The organism is Pseudoalteromonas sp. 3D05 (assembly GCF_002723455.1).
In the GTDB taxonomy this organism is placed as follows: Bacteria; Pseudomonadota; Gammaproteobacteria; order Enterobacterales; family Alteromonadaceae; genus Pseudoalteromonas.
The window spans coordinates 136,814-154,354 of sequence record NZ_PDUS01000003.1 but is presented as its reverse complement, the minus strand read 5'-3'; the positions used below and the strand labels follow the sequence as shown (position 1 = coordinate 154,354).

Below are 17,541 nucleotides of genomic sequence, written 5' to 3'. Positions count from 1 at the left end.
ATGCGGCTAAAATGATTCAGAGCAGTAAAGGCACTCAACGAGAAGAAATGCTTATACATTACACTGTTAGCCATCAAGCGTGTTGTTGTAAGTAGCTTTCAATTTTTTCTGTTTTACAACGCAGGTAAGCGCTTGCCAATAGCACTGTGTACTCATTAAGGCTTTGACTTTTTAGAGTGTTTTTTAGCATGATCAGCGCCTTTAAAAATGCAGCCGTATTGATGTCTTCATGCTGTTTAAACTGCGCTTCCATCAGCGCGAGCAGTGCGGAAAATTCGTGCTTAGGTAAACTGGCTTGTTCAACATTGCACGTGATGTAACATGCAACAGGCGTTAACCTTGCATTATTTGCTTGTGTAAGTGCAAGTAAGAGGCTTTCATTGCTTTCAAATAACATTAATGAACGAACATAATTAAAGGGAAGTTTATTAGCTGCGCAGTGGCTAAATAATGTGTGAATCACATTGTTTTTTTGCTCATTTTGCAGTGCAAAGCCATTGTTAAATTTAAGCCCTGGGGTGAAGAAACTTAATAAATCAGTGCTTTTAAATTCACTTATTAAATCTTTAGGAAATGGATGCTCTGTAAGTATTCGGGTCGCTACATTTTGCAAATAGCTGTACTTAACATCCATCCGTTGTGCACTTTGGTATAAATGTACCAGTTGCATGCTCTGTTGCTGTGACGATAATGTAGGAAAGTCATCCACAACAGCTTGTAGCTGGTGGTGCTGTAACTGGTGTGTTAGTTGTTTTATACATGTATCCATTGGTATTCCCTCATTATCGTTTATTCTATCCTAGCTGAAACCATTTACAGGTCAAGCTGTTAACTAACCTGAACTCTGGTTAAAAGATATACTAATGTATTGATATTAAATCACAAATATATTCATTAGTCTCCAGCCGGAGACTTTTAGCGATAACAAGGCGAATTTACGCGTCAATAGCTGGTCTATTGCAAGTAAATTCAACGCAGTTAGCGTTGAAAGTAGCCGCTGGAGATAAATTTATTATCCAGAGTTCAGGTTACTTAAGATAGAAAAGATTTAACAACTTTAAATTCACGCCTACTCACTACCAATTCGTGTGCACAACCATTAATTTGTACTGTATGTGTTCCATCGCTATGTGTTTTTAATGCCGAAATTCGTTCTTTATTCGCCAGTACTTTACGATGAGTCCTCAAGAAGGAGGATGGATAGTCTTGTTCTATTTGCTTTAAACTTTGATCGATTAATGCCTCTCCTCCACTAAATACTATACGGGTATATTTATCCTCAGCAGACAGAAAATATACATCTTGAATTTGGACTGTTTTAATAGTGCCGCCACTTTGATAGCTGATTGATTTAGATCTTTGGGCTTGAAGATGCGCCCGATTTAACCGGCCTAACTGCGCAGTTAGCTTTTCAACTGAATCTTTAGTAACAGGCTTAACTAAATACCCAACTGCTGATAATTGCAGAGCATCTAGTGCATGCTCAGGGTGTGCAGTAATAAATACAACTGCTGGCGGAAGATTAAACTCATTCAGTTTTTCAGCCACTTCTAAACCACTCATTTGGGGCATATCAATATCTAAAAACACAATGTCAGGACTAAAAGAGTTGGCCAACTCCAGCGCTTCTTGACCATTACAGGCTTGTTCAAAAGCTGAATATTCACTCATATTACTTAGCAAGCGCTGAACTCTTTTTCTCGCTAACGGTTCGTCATCTACTATCAGTGCCTTCATACTTTCCTCTCACTGAACAACGGAAGTACCAGCTTAACTCTAAAGGTCGAATTGCGAGCACTTATATTCAATGTAGCTCTACCTTTATAGTACAAGTTTAAACGCTGACGAATATTATCAAGTGCCATGCCATTTCCTGTACGCTCATGCTCTGTTGTTGGTATCTGGTTTTCAACTATAAACGTGATGGACTGCTTACTCACATTTGATAGAACATTTATTTGCGAACCTTTTGAAAATGGCTCTACCCCGTAACAAATTGCATTTTCGATTATCGGCTGCAACGTTAAACAAGGAATACTGATATCAGGAAGTGAACCTGGCAATTCCCAATTCACTTTTAATCGTTCACCAAAACGCCAACTTTCAAGGCTAATATATTGCTTCGTCAGAGCTATTTCATCTTGTAGTGTTACTCCTTTACCTGCTTTGAGAGCTGCTTGTGATAATGCAGCTAACGCTAAAATAGCATTCTCTGCTGCGTCTGGATCGCACTGTGTTAGCTCTGCAGCGGTATTGAGGCTATTATATAAAAAATGTGGACGAATACGGGCTTGTAATGCATCTAGCTCGGCTCTTGCAAGTGATTGTGTTTGCTTGTGTTTTTCAAAATATATTGTCAGAAATTGAACAAATAAACAGGCAACTAAAAATACAATCAACAAATTATGAGATACAAATATCCATGGCTTTGCAATATCGACGATACCGTCAATCATGGTAATAGCTAATATACTCATTAGTATGGTAGTCATAATTAATGACAAAAATAAGCTTATGCTTTGTACAAGTTGAGAATGCCTACTCAGTAGGTTACGTGTTAGATAAAGCGCACTCAGGCTAAGTAGAAAGGTAAGTTGAATAAAAAGGCTGATAATTCCAAGACGAACCCAAGTACCATGTGATGCTGTGGGGGCAAAGGCAAGTATCGTTGCAATAACTTGACCAACCACTAACGTAGCAAGTACACCTCTTTCAGTAAAAAGAGGTCCAAAAAGCAACGCATTGGGTTGCATTGACTTGCTCATTGGACCTTCTCCTTTGCATATTTACGTAATTAACGTAACTCCACAGGTACAGCGAATACGATATTTTCCTCTTCGCCTGGATTTTCTATTACCTGTTTGCCACCGAGTTCTTTTAAACGACTAATAACTTGTTGTACAAGCACCTCAGGCGCTGATGCGCCTGCTGTAACACCAACGCTATTTGTACCGTCAAACCATGCATCTTCAACACTGCTTGCATCGTCAATCAAATAAGCCACTGTGCCCATTTTATCAGCAAGTTCACGTAAGCGATTAGAGTTTGAGCTGTTTTTGGCACCCACAACTAAAAGCACATCTACTTTATCTGCTAAATCACGCACAGCATCTTGACGATTTTGTGTGGCATAACATATGTCATCTTTTCTTGGACCATCAATGACAGGGTACTTAACACGCAGTGCGTCAATAACATCTGCAGTGTCATCAACCGAGAGCGTTGTTTGGCTACAGTAAAATAAATTATCGGGGTTTTTAACTGTTAGGTTAGCGACATCCTCAACAGTTTCGACAAGGTAGATACCGCCTTCACTGTTGTCATATTGCCCCATTGTGCCTTCAACTTCGGGGTGCCCATGGTGACCAATAAGCACACATTCAGTACCCTTTCTACTTGCACGAGTTACTTCCATATGCACTTTAGTAACAAGTGGGCAGGTTGCATCAAATACTTTTAATTCTCGACGTTTAGCCTCGCTGCGAACAGCTTGCGATACACCGTGAGCACTAAAGATAACAATACTGTCGTCAGGCACTTGATCGAGTTCTTCAACAAACACTGCGCCGCGCCGCTTTAAACCATCCACTACATAACGGTTATGAACAACTTCATGACGCACATAAATTGGTTTTTCAAAAATATCCAGCGCGCGCTCTACAATGCTAATAGCACGGTCAACACCGGCACAAAAACCACGCGGGTTAGCTAATAAAATATCCATTAATCACTTACCTTAACCGTATTATCAACTTCTAAAATTTCCACTTCAAAAGTCAGTTTTTGACCTGCAAGAGGGTGATTAAAGTCGATAGTAACTGACTCGCCTTGCACTTCACGAACAAGTCCTGGTAACTCGGTACCATCAGGTTGAGTAAACGCAATAATAGAACCAACAGTCGCAGGAGTCTCAGAACCAAATTTGCTACGGTCAACATAATAAATGTTATCTGGGTTTGGCTGACCAAACGCGTCTTCAGGCTCTAGTTCAAATGATTTACTATCGCCTGGTGCTAAACCAAATAAACACTTTTCAAAATTAGCAGTTAAGCTACCATCCCCCATCACAAGCTTTGCTGGCTTGTTATGGACCTTGGTCGAGTCAGCCGCAGAGCCATCAGATAGCTTGATCGAGAAATGAAAAATGACTTCTGAGTTTTCAGTAATAACTGTTTGGCTCATGCTTTATGCTCCTTTGGACTTTCGCCAGTAAAGGCATCAAATAATAACAACGCAGCACCGACACAAATTGCGCTATCAGCAATATTGAACGCAGGGAAGTGCCAGTTTTCATAATAGAAATGTAAAAAGTCGATAACGTAGCCGTAATACATACGATCGTAAAGATTACCTATCGCACCAGCTAATACTAAAGAATAAGCACCACACAAGACTTTATTTGATGCAGGCAAGCGCTTTAACCACCAAATTAATAGTGCGCTAATCGTGATTGCGATTGCACTTAAAAACCAACGCTGCCAACCGCTTTCGTCACTCAAAAAACTAAATGCCGCACCGTAGTTATGTACATAAGTTAGATTAAAAAACGGTAAGATATCAATTGAATCTCTAAGATTCATAGTATTCACTACCAGTGTTTTACTAGCGAAGTCTGCTACTAAAAATAGCAGACTCAACCAAAGCCACACTAAACCACTTTTTTGGGCTAGCTTGCTCACTTACTACTCCTATGCGAATTGACGAGTTTCGCCTTCGCCATCTACGTTGCTTACACAACGACCACAGATTTCAGGATGAGCAGGATTACTTCCTACATCATCACAGTAATGCCAACAACGTTCACATTTTTGTGCATCCGTTGCCGCAACGCTAATGTATAACCCTTCGATTTCAGTTGCATGAGTCTCATCAGGCTGTGCATCGACTACTGTAACCGTTACCTTTGATGTTAATAATACAAAGCGTAACTCATCACCTAAAGCGGCTAGTTTTTGAGCGAGTTCAGCTGTCGTATAAATGCTTACATCTGCTTGTAATGTTGCACCTATAGTTTCTTCTTTACGTGCACCTTCTAGAACGCGATTCACTTCATCACGAACAGTTAAGATAGTGAGCCAATCATCATTGCCAAACTGACCTTCACTTACTGCCTCTAAGCCATCATACCAAACCGACGTAAACACGTATTGCCCACGTTCACCAGGTAAAGCTTCCCAAATTTCTTGAGCTGTAAAGCTCATTATTGGTGCCATCCAGCGCGTCATTGCCTCTGCAATATGATAAAGCGCAGTTTGACAAGAGCGACGAGCGTGGCTGTCACTTTTAGCTGTGTATTGACGGTCTTTGATTACATCCAAGTAGAACGAACCAAGCTCACCTGTACAGAAGTTCATCAGCTTTTGCGTCACTTGTAGCATTTGGTAGCTATCATAAGCCGTGACAATTTCATCTTGTAGCTGTGCCGCACGACTCACAATCCAACGGTCAAGCTCAACCATGTCTTCAATAGCAACTTGATCTGTTTTTGGATCAAAGCCACTTAAGTTAGCCAATAAGTAGCGGCTGGTGTTACGAATGCGACGGTAACGATCTGCTGAACGCTTAAAAATTTCATCAGAGACGGTCATTTCAGCAGTGTAATCCGTTGAAGCAACCCACAAGCGTAAAATATCAGCGCCTAGTTTGTTCATCACATTTTGCGGAGAAATAACATTGCCTAATGATTTTGACATCTTACGACCATTCTCATCCACGGTGAAACCGTGCGTAAGTACTTGGCGATAAGGTGCATGACCATTAATTGCAACTGACGTCATCATTGATGACATAAACCAACCTCGATGCTGATCCGATCCCTCTAGGTATAAATCAGCTGGGCCAGTTAACTCTTCACGCGCATCAACAACACAAGCATGTGTCACGCCTGAGTCAAACCATACATCAAGTGTATCTTGCACTTTCATGTATTGCTGAGCATCAACTTCACCTAATAGTGTTGCAGGGTCTAAGTCATACCAAGCTTGAATACCTGATTTTTCTACAAGCTTTGCCGCTTCTTCAATCAGTGATTGCGTATTCGGGTGCAATGCACCGGTGTCTTTATCTACGAATAACGCGATTGGCACACCCCAAGTCCGTTGGCGTGATATACACCAGTCAGGACGCCCTTCTACCATGTTTGCAATGCGGCTTTCGCCCCACTCAGGTAACCACTGGGTATTTTTAATTTCAGATAACGAGTCTTGACGCAAATTAGCCTGATCCATGCTGACAAACCATTGTGGCGTAGCACGGAAAATAATTGGCGTTTTATGACGCCAGCAATGCGGGTAGCTATGTGTTAGTGCATGGTGATGCATTAGCGCATTTCGCTCAGTAAGCACATCTATAACGCTCGCATTAGCTTTAAATACATGCTGACCTGCAAATAACTCTGTATCAGGTAGATATACGCCATTAGCACCCACCGGATTGGCAACTTCTAGGCCGTACTGTAAACCTGCCACGAAATCTTCCTGCCCATGTCCTGGTGCTGTATGAACAATACCTGTACCAGAATCTGTGGTTACGTGTTCAGCAACAATAACAGGCACGTTAAAGTCATAAAATGGATGCGCAACGTGTAAGTTCTCAATTGCAGCACCTTTTACATAACCCAAAACGTGGTAATGATTAAAGCCATAACGGTCCATGGCATCTTTGACAAGCTCTGAGCCTAAGATCAAACGCTGCTGCGCGCCTTCATCGTCAACTTGAACAAGGGCATACTCTAGGTCAGCATGAACAGCAACAGCTCGGTTAGCTGGTAGCGTCCATGGTGTTGTTGTCCAGATAGCTGTACTTACCGTACCAGTACCTTCATGGCCTGCTTTTAAATCAAATGCGTTTACGACCGCGGCTTGATCAGTAAACTCAAAGCGTACGTCAATAGCGGGTGATTGTTTATCTTGGTATTCTACTTCTGCTTCAGCTAATGCAGAACCACAATCTGTGCACCAATGAACCGGCTTTGCACCTTTGTGTAAATGGCCTTTTTCGATAATGCGACCAAGCACGCGAATAGCGTTGGCTTCAAAATCAAAATTCATTGTTAAGTAAGGTTTATCCCAATCGGCAAAAACACCTAAGCGTTTAAAATCAACCTTTTGGCCTTCAACTTGCTTTTTAGCGTAAGCACGGCATTTTTCACGAAATTCGCTCGCAGTTACTTTAACGCCAGGCTTACCAACTTTCTTCTCAACCATTAGTTCAATTGGAAGACCATGACAGTCCCAACCTGGTACATAAGGGGCATCGAAGTCAGACAACGTTTTTGCCTTAACAATAATGTCTTTTAATATTTTATTAACTGAATGGCCTAAATGGATATCGCCGTTTGCATACGGAGGACCGTCATGCAAAATAAAAGTTTTCTTACCTTTTTTAGCGTTGCGAATTTGACCGTATAGGTCGTCTTCATACCATGTTTTAAGCATTTTTGGTTCACGTTGTGCCAAATTGCCGCGCATTGGAAACATTGTTTCCGGTAAATTCAAAGTATGTTTGTAGTCGCTCATTAATCCTACTTTCCGTATCGGCTACCTAATTTAAACCAAAACACTGTTTAGCGGCAGCAACATCAGTTGCTATTTGTGCCGTCAATTGTGTTAATGTCTCGAATTTTTGCTCATCGCGAAGTTTTTTTATTAACTCCACATGCATAAACTGTCCGTAAATATCTTGCGCAAAACTAAATAAATGTACCTCTAATAATGCGCGTGTTCCATTAAATGTGGGCTTGTTACCAATGTTTGCAACCCCATGCAGTGTTTTATCACCCAGTGTTATTTGCACTGCAAACACCCCGTTTACAGGGCATACTTGGCGCTTTAAAGCTATGTTAGCAGTTCTAAAGCCAAGCTCTCGACCACGTTTCCAACCATGAATAACTCGCCCTGAAATAGCGTAGTTATGACCAAGCATTAATTTTGCTTGCCCAAGCTCACCGTTAGCCAATGCTTCACGTATTAATGTGCTGCTTACTCTAGCATTTAATTGACGAAAACTCGCAGTGCTTTTCACGTCCATTTGCGCAGCTTCACCCATTTGGGTAAGTAACTTAAAGTTACCTCTACGCTGTTTACCAAATCTAAAGTCATCACCCACAGTTAATGCTTTTACGCCTAACTTATTAATCAAAATTTCACTAACAAACTGCTCTGCTTGCATATTCGCAAATTGTTGATTAAAACTAATACAAATAACGCGTTCAATACCAAGATTATCTAACAGCTTAAGTTTATCACGTAAACGTGTAAGTCGAGCAGGTGCGTTATTTTTTGCAAAAAATTCTTGCGGCTGGGGTTCGAATAACATCACTGTGCTTGGCAAATTATGCTTTTTAGCGTCTTTCAGCAAGCCTTTTAAAACTTCGGCATGACCTAAATGAACACCATCAAAATTACCAATGGTTAATACACAGCCGTTATGCTGCGTACGAATGTTGTGAATACCTCTAATTAACTCCATACCACCTAATTGCCTTTGCTAACCCGCCCGAAAATTTATTTCAGCCGTAGAATGGCCGATTATAATCTTTTTTTTAATTTGATTCAGTAGTTGCTACGTTTTTTATCGTATTTAGTCTTACACCTAGCAAAAACATCGACAAGAAATAGGCAATCCCTGCTAGCGCTAATAGGCTGCATAGTAAAACAACTTGTTGACTAAAGTGCCACTCACGCCATAAAAACTGGTTTGAAATATACCAAACACTCAATCCCATGACCGCACTAGAAATAAGACACTTAACGGTAAACCAACTACTAAAACTTGAAAATCTGTATACTTTTTCTTTCTTCAATTGTCTATATAGCAAGTAAGCATTGCAACTAGCGGACATTGAAGTGGCCAAAGCAAGCCCCAAATAACCAATAAATGGGGCAAGCATTATATTGAAAACCATATTAAGTACGAGCGTAATAATACCAATTCGAACGGGGGTTTTGGTATCTTGGCGAGCATAAAAACCCGGCGCTAGAACTTTAATCAACATAAAGCTCACCAGGCCAACCGAATAAGCTGTAACGCCCAAGCTTACCGCGTGCACATGGTCAACCTCACCATTTTTAAAAGCACCATGATCGAACAACACTGAAATAATTAACGGGCTGATAAGTATTAAGCCAACCATTGCGGGCAGACCTAAAAAAATTACAAATCGCACCCCCCAATCCAGTGTATGCTGAAAATCACCACTACTTTTAGTGCTATGTAACTTAGATAACGCAGGTAAGATGACTGTGGCTATACCAATGCCAAACAGCCCTAGCGGGAACTCAATCAATCGATCTGAGTAATACAGCCATGCGATAGAACCGGTCATCAATAGCGAGGCAATCAGGGTATCGAGTAGTAAATTGATTTGGCTAATAGAAACACCAAACAATGCTGGAATCATCAGTTTACGTACTTTCTTTACATTGCTATCTTGCCAAGCCCAGCGGGGCTTACTAAGCATTTTTGCGCGATACAAAAACGGCAGTTGAAACAATAATTGCACGACCCCACCAACAAACACGCCAATGGCAAGTGAATACGCTCCAACGTTAAATTTATCGTGCAATAACATAGCACAACTAATGATTGAAATATTAAGTAACACAGGTGTAAATGCAGCAACAGCAAAACGATTGTAGACATTCATAACTGCACCACTTAATGCCACTAAACTTACAAAAAATAAGTAAGGGAATGTCCACTTTAACAATTCACTGGCAAGAATGAACTTTTCACCGTCGGGGTTGCCTTGATACCAATCGATAAACCAACCGGCTCCAAATAACCCTGCAATAACGGGTGAAGCGATAACACCTAACACTGTGACGATTAATAAAATGGTTCCTAGTGTGCCTGCGGCCTGAGCAACAAAAAGCCTGACTTTATCATCGCCCTGTTGCTCTTTAATATCAGACAATACAGGCACAAATGCTTGGGCAAAGGCACCTTCTGCAAACAAGCGACGTAAAAAGTTAGGTATTCGATTAGCAAATAAAAATACATCTGCGGCAGCATTAGCACCCAGTAAATTTGCTACAACGGCATCACGCACAAGACCTAAAACACGCGAAATCATGGTCATTGCACTTACAATCATACCTGAACGAAATAATCCTTTTGCCACACTAAAACCTGCTTAAAAACCAATGAGAAAGTTAATTATGCCACAGTCTTTTTTATAAATCGCTCTAAAGCACTAGGCTCAGTGCATGGGCTTTGTTACAATAGGGATATTAACTGCTAGAGCGGCAAATTGATGTTCGTTACAAAGGAGCAGTTTTTCTTGTTTTGTCAATTTTTTATTGACAATCATGATTAAAAAAGGCATATTCCACGGCCTTTAAATTAAGCTTATTTTAAGATTGTTAGGAGCAAACCTTGGCTAACATCAAGTCTGCAAAAAAACGCGCTATCACTAGCGAAAAAAACCGTCAGCATAACGCAAGCCGTCGTTCAATGATGCGTACATACTTCAAAAAAGTAGTTGTTGCTATTGAAGCGGGCGACAAGGAAGCTGCACAGCAAGCTTTCGCAGTTGCTACACCAATTTTAGACCGTTACGCAACTAAAGGTCTAATTCACAAAAACAAAGCTGCTCGTCATAAGAGCCGTTTAGCTGCTAAGATCAAAGCACTATAATTTGTTTTTGTAGAATATAAAAAACCGGCCTTGGCCGGTTTTTTTGTATCTGAATCAGGCTATTTCGAGGTCTGGATAAAACTTTTTCAGCATGGCTGCTATTTTCTTTGGTGTAAAAGGTTTAACTACAAACCCCTTTGCTCCCTTATCAATGGCGTCTTTAACATTCTCAACTGTTGAGTGTGCTGAAACCATCACAACATTCGAAGCGGGATTGATTTCATTTATCTTCGCAATTATTTCTTTGCCATCGCCATCTGGCAACTCAATGTCTAAAAAAATAATATTGTAATCGGCCTCTTGGCAAGCGCTAATGCATTGGGCTGCTGTAGACGCTTCTCTTACCTTCTCTATCCCTAAATGCATAAGTGTTTGATGCAAAAAGCTACGAACCGTACCTACATCATCGACTATTAAAATTGAAAGCTGCGCATTCATACTTGATCCCCATAGGCTATCCGCTAGGTTTAAGTTATTATACTTAAGAATTTTTTAATACACTGATCTCATTATAGAGACACCTGCTTAAAAGGCCAGATTTGCTTTATGTCAAATAAAATAAAAAAACAATCTCTGTTGGGGAAAACGCCACAGCGAAATAAAACGCAAAAGTCTTCAGCGAAGAAAACAACCGCAGCCACAGCTCAAAGTACTGCCAATACAGCGAATAATGTGAGTGCGGATGAAAACAAGCCAAAAAGCCGAAAATTAATAATAACTTTAATTGTTATCGTATTAGGCTTTTTAATTACGCCAAAACCACAATTGATTACTTATCAGAAGCTAGGTTTAGTTACCCAGAGTGTCTATTGGCCAGGCCTATTCGGCTATGGTGCCAATCTATTTGACTCTAGCTTGCAGCCTAGAGCCGATCTGGAGCGCAATACAATTTACCTTTGCCAAGACCTTAAGCAACCAGCTACATGCCAAAAGTACCGAGTAACAGAAAAAAGTGGCTTTTTTGCCGCAATGAAAAAACTTATTTTGGATTAATAAAACTAATCTGAAAATTACAAAATTACTTGGTTGAAAGCTGTGTAAAAGATCACCATAATGGCGCTCCTTTTTCACCACAAGTACACTGAAACGACCATGTTAAACGAGCTAGATTGGCTTTTAAATTTTATTCTGTTAGCCCTTGGATTAGGGGCGCTATTTATCAATCAACTAACTTTACTACGTATTGCAGCTGTTAGCGCCTGCGTATTACTGTTTTTATCGTTTAGTTTAGACTTAATGTCTTCGAGTGTTATTTCAAATATGAGCTTAGTGTTGATCAATACATTCTACCTGTTCAAAGTTTATACTTTTGGGCAACTAAATGTAACGACGAATTAATATCTCTCCCAAGATAATTTTATACCTCGCTGAGATGACTCACCGAGGTATTTTTTTATCTGCTCAATGACTAAAAAGGTGAACTAGGCTAAAATCCGCTACGTATAAGGCTAATTTAAGGTGACCTATGTCAGTATCTGATTTTGATTTATTTTTATCATCCATGGAAGATGTAAAGCCGTTAAATCATGACACGGTCAAATTACAACACTCAAAGACGGCCCCTTCTTTATCACAACAAGAAAAGAGAAAAGCAGCTGAAGCAGATTTATCGGTTGATGAGAATTACCTTCGCAGTGAGCGTGTAGAGCTTTTACCCCCAGATTCACTTTTAAGTTATAAAAATGCGGGTGTGCAGGATGGTGTATTTAAAAATCTACGCTTAGCGAAGTACCAAGTTGACGCCACGCTAGATCTACACGGGCAGCCGTTAAAGTCCGCTAGAGAATCATTATTCGATTTTATCACTGACTGCCAAGCAAGAAATATCCGCGTAGTTTTAATACGCCACGGTATTGGTATTAAAAATAAGAAAACACCAGGTATATTAAAAAGTTACACCAACAAATGGTTACAAGAGCTAGATTACGTTTTAGCATTTCACACAGCATTAAAGCAGCACGGCGGTATAGGTGCTACCTATGTTTTACTGAAAAAGAGTGATGAGAAAAAACATGAGAATCGAGAGCGCCATGCTAAGCGCTGAGCTCTCGCAACGGGTATGATTAATCCTGTTGGGTGATTTCAGCTTGATTTGGCTCATCGGCATTAGCCTGATTAAACCATGCTGATACACCCATAAGGATGACTGATAGAACAATGAGACTAAATTTAACGCCGCCTTGTTGGTGTTTCATAGTTAACCTTGTTTTTATTATTATTTTTTCGCAACACATCTACAATAACTAAAATCACACATGTTAACAACATGTATACACCATGAATTGTTCAAATTTTAATAACCTTTTGTTCTATCAACCTGATGATTTAGTTCTAACCCTTTATCGAGGAGTTGGACATTGTCTGCTATTTGCTTTGCTACATTGGCAATATTCGACAAAGCAGCGCAGTGTGGAGTGACTGTAATTGCATCATGAGACCAAAATGGATGCTCTTTCGGCAATGGTTCTTGCCTAAAAACATCTAAGGTCGCTGCGCGTATAACGTTATTGTCAAGTGCCCAAATTAAGTCCTCTTCAACAACATGCTGACCACGAGCCACATTGATCACAACGCCATGCTCAGGAAGCTGAGTTAATAGCGCTTTATCAATAATATTTTCAGTGTGGGCCGTTAAAGGTAATAAGCATACGAGGTAATCTGCTTTAGATAAAATATTTGTCAGTCCTTCTTGGCTATGAACGCAGGTTACATCAGTAAATTGTTTCGGGCTTTGTGAAAAAGCACTTACAACTAATTTATTGGCAAGTAAGCGTTTAGCGCAGTGCTGGCCTAATTGGCCAAAGCCCAAAAATACTACATGGTTAAATTTATGTGCTCGTTTGGGTTGCCAAAGCTGAGCTTGCTGCTTACTAAAATACTCTTTTAATTTCAGTTTTTGCGCTAGAATGTGAGTTAACACGTATTCAGCCATATCATCGGCTAATGCGTCATCAACGATTCGTGTAACCACAACATCATCAGCTAACAAGTCTAAGTTTATACTATCAACCCCAGCGCCGAATGATGAGACAGCTTTAAGATTGGGTAATTGTTGCCACATTTGCTCAGGCGCAAGCCATGCAACGACAAATTCTACAGTATGTAAATTACGACAATGTGGCCACAGTGAGATTTCCACATCGGGTAAGTATGTTTGCAGTGTGTTAACTAACTTTGTGCAGTCTCGGTTACTAATCGCGATGAGTAAGTGCATATTTTTCTCTACCGTTTTTTTTCATTATATTAAACACTTCAATAAACACCAATGTTAAATACCCTCTTTAAAAAGTCATACAACTGCAACCTAACTGTCATAGCAAACTTTTAATCTGTTCGTATATTGATCACCAAAGACAATGAGGTAATTATGATCAGTGTTGATAAAGTTATTGCGGCTAACCTTCCACAATTAGAAAACTCTCCGAAGGTAAAAGGGTTAGTTAAAAAAGGGTTGGGTTACTTACTCCATGAGCAAGAGTTTGTTGCATTTGGCGATGCTTACCCACATTTAGAAGGTATCGAGTTTGTAGAGCAAGTATTAGATGAGCTTGACTTTGATACCCGCTATAAGCCTAAGCAAATCGAGAATATCCCCAGTGAGGGCAAGCTAGTAATTGTTGCTAACCACCCTATCGGATCATTAGATGCTTTAGCGTTGATCAAAGTTTTATTCAGTGCCCGAAAAGATTTAAAAGTAGTCGCTAATCGAATGTTGATGTCAGTAACGCCTATGCACTCCTTACTGTTACCTGTCGATAACCTCTCTGGCACCAGTAAAAAGAAAGAACTAAGCAATATTCATAAGCATCTTAAAGATGAGGGCGCTATTTTAATTTTTCCTGCAGGGGAAGTCTCTCGTCTAAGCCCAACGGGCATCAAAGATTGCAAGTGGAATAGCGGCTTTCTTCGCATAGCCAAAAAAGCGAACTGCGCCATTTTACCCATTTTTATCAAGGCAAAAAATAGTCCATTATTTTATGGCACATCCATGATTTACAAGCCATTGGCTAGCTTATTGTTAGTGAAGGAAATGTTTAAACAACGACAAAAATCTCTTGAGTTTGAAATAGGCGCATCAATTCCTCCTGAATCGTATTTAATTGAAAACTTGAAAGATAAAGAAGTCGTTAACCTCATTAGAAAGCAGCTATACCGATTGGTAAGTAAAAAAACACTTCCTCTAAAAACACAAACCCCAATTGCATCATCTGAGTGTAAAAAAGAACTTAAAAAGGCCATTGAGGCTTGTCAGTTACTCGGAACAACGAGCGACGGTATGAAAATATATTTGTACCAATACCAAGGAAGCTCCGCCATTTTTAGAGAGTTGGGTCGTTTGCGCGAAATATCGTTTCGCACAGTGGGTGAAGGCAGTGGAAAGCGCCGTGATATCGATAAATATGATATGGACTATCAGCATCTCGTCTTATGGGATCCAAACCAACTCGAGTTAGTAGGAGCATACCGTCTAGCATGTGCACAGGAAGTTATTAATAAACAGGGACGAAAAGGGTTATACACGGATAGCTTATTTTCTTATAGTGATGAGATGACCCCTTATTTTGCAGCAGGCATTGAGCTTGGTCGTAGTTTCGTGCAACCTAAATATTGGGGACGCAAAAGCTTAGATTATTTATGGTACGGTATCGGGGCATTTATACAAAACTACCCCCAGTATCGTTATCTCTATGGTGCTGTCAGTGTATCTAATGCACTACCTGATCAGGCTAAAGCCATGTTGGTTCATTACTACCAGCATTACTATGGTACAAAAGACATAATTGCCACGCCAAACAATGAATTTAAACCGACAGAGCAGCAGCTTAAACAATGCCAAAGCATTTTTTGCGGTGATGATATCAAAGAGGACTTTGTTGAGCTTAAACATATTCTTGCCAACATGGGGGCACAAGTTCCTACCTTGTTTAAGCAATACACAGAATTGTGTGAGCCTGGTGGCGTGCAGTTTTTAAGTTTTAGCGTAGACCCAGAGTTCAATAACTGTATTGATGGGCTGGTATTAGTGGATCTTAAAAAAGTCAAAGCAAGTAAAGCAAAACGCTATTTGGGCAAAGCGACCTTATAATTTAAAACCCCACAACCTAATGTTGTGGGGTAACTCAGAAACAATGTTCAAATATCTTTTATGCATCTTTGTGTTTATTCAAGGATTCTTCTATTCCACTCTTCACAGCTTTTTTTACTATGATATAGACAATATAAAATGGTATCAGTGCAACCAAAAATATTGAAACTAAAACGAGCAACGTACCTAAAATACCTAAACCTGATATGCCCATACGATAACCTTTATTTGTATAATGAACTAAAATAAAGCGCATCTTTTGATCGATACTCTTCATATGTATGTAAAGTTAAGCTTAAGTCTACTTACAGAAAAATTAGTCGTACCAGATAAACTATGGAGTCAATCTGTTTAGAGACTACATACTCACCAATAATAGAATTTAACTTTTCTTTAAACTAACTCCGACTCTCACATACTCGGTTCTCAATTTTGTGATAAACATTATACTTTTGCTGAGTTTTACAAAATTGACTATAAAGCCAAAATAGTAATGAGTGAGAACAGGTATTTCTGATTCTGTAACTAGAAAATATCTGATTACTTACAGAAAGCTTACCCAAAAAAGTAACAAAGATGTAAGCAACTGTCAAACTGGCTAACATCGAAAAAGAGTAGTTAACAAAGTAGTATAAATGGATTCAATTTTAACTAAGTCGTCAATTGGCACATGTTCATTGACTTGATGAATTGTATTATTTCGGACCCCGCATTCAATCACTTGGGTATGATTATTAGCAAAAAAGCGCCCATCAGATGTGCCACCACTGGTGCTTAATAGAGGATAGCTTCCTGTCACACTCAATACTGCTTGCTCTACGTGCGCTAATAAACAATTTTGAGACTGGTGGCTGGTATAAAATGATTCACACGGACGCTCCCATTCTATATTGAGGTTTTGCGCTAAATCGCCAAGCGCAAATTGAATTTCATTTTTTATATCAGCGCTTTTATAGCCGTGGCTGTATCGCACATTAAACGTTACCTCACACTGAGCTGGCACCATATTATCAACCACATTGTCGATGTTGATCCCGGTAACTTGCAGGCTAGTATTGGAACCTGGCTCATCGAAAGACCAATCAATGTTAGTTAGGCGTTTAACTACGTCTGCACTTAAGTGAGCTGCATTAATCGTATTTTCGGGATAGGCAACATGACCTGCCTTTCCTTTTATATTTAAACGCGCTGACAGCGCACCACGTCGTCCATTCTTTATTGTGTCACCAACATGTAAATTGCTCGTTGGTTCACCCACAATACAACCATCTAGCTTAACTCCTTGTTGAGCTAGACGCTCCGCAATTAATAAAGAGCCATATTCGGCCTCCCCCTCTTCATCTGAGGTAATTAGCCAATAAAAGGTGCCTTTTTTAGCTTCTTTATTAACAACTAACTGCTCAGTTGCACGCAGCATAGCAGCCACACCTCCTTTCATGTCAGCAGCACCGCGTCCATAAACAGCATCGTTTAAAATAGCGCCAGAGAAAGGTGCCACACACCAATGTTCAGCTGTTGCTGGTACAACATCAATATGCCCCGAAAAAGCATAAATAGGCCCGTCACCTAAATGTATTTTAGCGATTAAATTAGTCACATTATTAAACGTAAATTGCTCACACTCAAAACCAAGTCTATCTAGTTGGCTTTCTATCCAATCAATAGCACCCGCTTGGTACGGAGTCACAGAATTAAATTTAATCAGCGTCTGTAAGTAATCAACAACTGCTTGGGCTTCATTCTCTTTAGCAGATAATGTAGGTAGAATAGATAACGTCATCAGAATCACACCTATTAACATAGAAGTGTTTATTACA

18 protein-coding genes are annotated in these 17,541 nt (G+C 39.9%); 5 read left to right on the top strand and 13 right to left on the bottom strand.

Translation table 11 applies throughout. The annotated features are described in order from the left end of the window. Positions 1 to 73: 73 nt before the first annotated feature. The 9 genes from CSC79_RS04795 to murJ form a co-directional block, all read right to left on the bottom strand. Positions 74 to 769: a hypothetical protein gene (locus tag CSC79_RS04795; RefSeq protein WP_099294592.1), complete on the bottom strand. Its 696-nt coding sequence runs from the start codon at positions 767 to 769 to the stop codon at positions 74 to 76. 263 nt (positions 770 to 1,032) lie between these two features. After that, a complete protein-coding gene (locus CSC79_RS04790) occupies positions 1,033 to 1,737 on the bottom strand; it encodes a LytTR family DNA-binding domain-containing protein (protein WP_099294590.1) in 705 nt (234 codons plus the stop codon). Then, complete coding sequence (locus tag CSC79_RS04785) at positions 1,734 to 2,765, bottom strand: histidine kinase (protein ID WP_099294588.1); 1,032 nt, start codon at positions 2,763 to 2,765, stop codon at positions 1,734 to 1,736. Before CSC79_RS04785 ends, CSC79_RS04790 begins: the two co-directional genes overlap by 4 nt. 29 nt (positions 2,766 to 2,794) lie before the next feature. Further along, positions 2,795 to 3,724: a 4-hydroxy-3-methylbut-2-enyl diphosphate reductase gene (gene ispH, locus CSC79_RS04780; protein WP_099294586.1), complete on the bottom strand. Its 930-nt coding sequence runs from the start codon at positions 3,722 to 3,724 to the stop codon at positions 2,795 to 2,797. After that, on the bottom strand, positions 3,724 to 4,182 hold the full coding sequence (gene fkpB / locus CSC79_RS04775; RefSeq protein ID WP_099294584.1) for an FKBP-type peptidyl-prolyl cis-trans isomerase: 459 nt from the start codon (positions 4,180 to 4,182) through the stop codon (positions 3,724 to 3,726). The genes ispH and fkpB overlap by 1 nt, the downstream gene beginning before the upstream one ends. After that, positions 4,179 to 4,679 carry a signal peptidase II gene (gene lspA / locus CSC79_RS04770; protein WP_099294582.1) on the bottom strand — a complete coding sequence of 167 codons (501 nt, stop codon included), beginning with the start codon at positions 4,677 to 4,679 and terminating at the stop codon, positions 4,179 to 4,181. Before lspA ends, fkpB begins: the two co-directional genes overlap by 4 nt. A 9-nt stretch (positions 4,680 to 4,688) precedes the next feature. Further along, complete coding sequence (gene ileS, locus CSC79_RS04765) at positions 4,689 to 7,517, bottom strand: isoleucine--tRNA ligase (protein WP_099294580.1); 2,829 nt, start codon at positions 7,515 to 7,517, stop codon at positions 4,689 to 4,691. Between the two features lie 25 nt (positions 7,518 to 7,542). After that, positions 7,543 to 8,469 carry a bifunctional riboflavin kinase/FAD synthetase gene (ribF, locus tag CSC79_RS04760; protein ID WP_099294578.1) on the bottom strand — a complete coding sequence of 309 codons (927 nt, stop codon included), beginning with the start codon at positions 8,467 to 8,469 and terminating at the stop codon, positions 7,543 to 7,545. Positions 8,470 to 8,542: 73 nt separating this feature from the next. Next, on the bottom strand, positions 8,543 to 10,123 hold the full coding sequence (gene murJ / locus CSC79_RS04755) for a murein biosynthesis integral membrane protein MurJ (protein WP_272897219.1): 1,581 nt from the start codon (positions 10,121 to 10,123) through the stop codon (positions 8,543 to 8,545). Positions 10,124 to 10,377: 254 nt separating this feature from the next. Between murJ and rpsT the strand changes: the two genes are divergently transcribed. Further along, positions 10,378 to 10,638, top strand: a complete 261-nt coding sequence (gene rpsT, locus CSC79_RS04750) for a 30S ribosomal protein S20 (RefSeq protein WP_016708897.1) — start codon at positions 10,378 to 10,380, stop codon at positions 10,636 to 10,638. A gap of 54 nt (positions 10,639 to 10,692) precedes the next feature. Here the strand turns inward: rpsT and CSC79_RS04745 are convergent, their stop codons facing one another. Next, positions 10,693 to 11,076, bottom strand: a complete 384-nt coding sequence (locus CSC79_RS04745) for a response regulator (RefSeq protein WP_099294576.1) — start codon at positions 11,074 to 11,076, stop codon at positions 10,693 to 10,695. A gap of 108 nt (positions 11,077 to 11,184) precedes the next feature. On the opposite strand from CSC79_RS04745, the gene CSC79_RS04740 reads away from it, so the two are divergent. From CSC79_RS04740 to smrA, 3 genes are all read left to right on the top strand, one after another. Continuing rightward, positions 11,185 to 11,631: a hypothetical protein gene (locus CSC79_RS04740; protein ID WP_099294574.1), complete on the top strand. Its 447-nt coding sequence runs from the start codon at positions 11,185 to 11,187 to the stop codon at positions 11,629 to 11,631. A gap of 99 nt (positions 11,632 to 11,730) precedes the next feature. Continuing rightward, a complete protein-coding gene (locus CSC79_RS04735) occupies positions 11,731 to 11,976 on the top strand; it encodes a hypothetical protein (RefSeq protein ID WP_058559944.1) in 246 nt (81 codons plus the stop codon). 127 nt (positions 11,977 to 12,103) lie between these two features. Beyond that, positions 12,104 to 12,682, top strand: coding sequence for a DNA endonuclease SmrA (gene smrA / locus CSC79_RS04730; RefSeq protein WP_099294572.1), 579 nt, complete (start codon positions 12,104 to 12,106; stop codon positions 12,680 to 12,682). A gap of 19 nt (positions 12,683 to 12,701) precedes the next feature. On the opposite strand, the gene CSC79_RS20315 is transcribed toward smrA, so the two are convergent. After that, positions 12,702 to 12,833 carry a hypothetical protein gene (locus CSC79_RS20315; RefSeq protein WP_256827023.1) on the bottom strand — a complete coding sequence of 44 codons (132 nt, stop codon included), beginning with the start codon at positions 12,831 to 12,833 and terminating at the stop codon, positions 12,702 to 12,704. A 98-nt stretch (positions 12,834 to 12,931) separates the two neighbouring features. Next, positions 12,932 to 13,852 (bottom strand): glyoxylate/hydroxypyruvate reductase A, encoded by a 921-nt coding sequence (locus CSC79_RS04725; protein ID WP_099294570.1) that lies wholly within the window; start codon positions 13,850 to 13,852, stop codon positions 12,932 to 12,934. A 153-nt stretch (positions 13,853 to 14,005) separates the two neighbouring features. Between CSC79_RS04725 and CSC79_RS04720 the strand changes: the two genes are divergently transcribed. After that, on the top strand, positions 14,006 to 15,724 hold the full coding sequence (locus tag CSC79_RS04720) for a GNAT family N-acyltransferase (RefSeq protein ID WP_099294568.1): 1,719 nt from the start codon (positions 14,006 to 14,008) through the stop codon (positions 15,722 to 15,724). A 598-nt stretch (positions 15,725 to 16,322) separates the two neighbouring features. Here CSC79_RS04720 and dapE read toward each other — a convergent pair. Then, positions 16,323 to 17,504 (bottom strand): succinyl-diaminopimelate desuccinylase, encoded by a 1,182-nt coding sequence (gene dapE / locus CSC79_RS04710; protein ID WP_099294564.1) that lies wholly within the window; start codon positions 17,502 to 17,504, stop codon positions 16,323 to 16,325. Positions 17,505 to 17,541 lie beyond the last annotated feature (37 nt).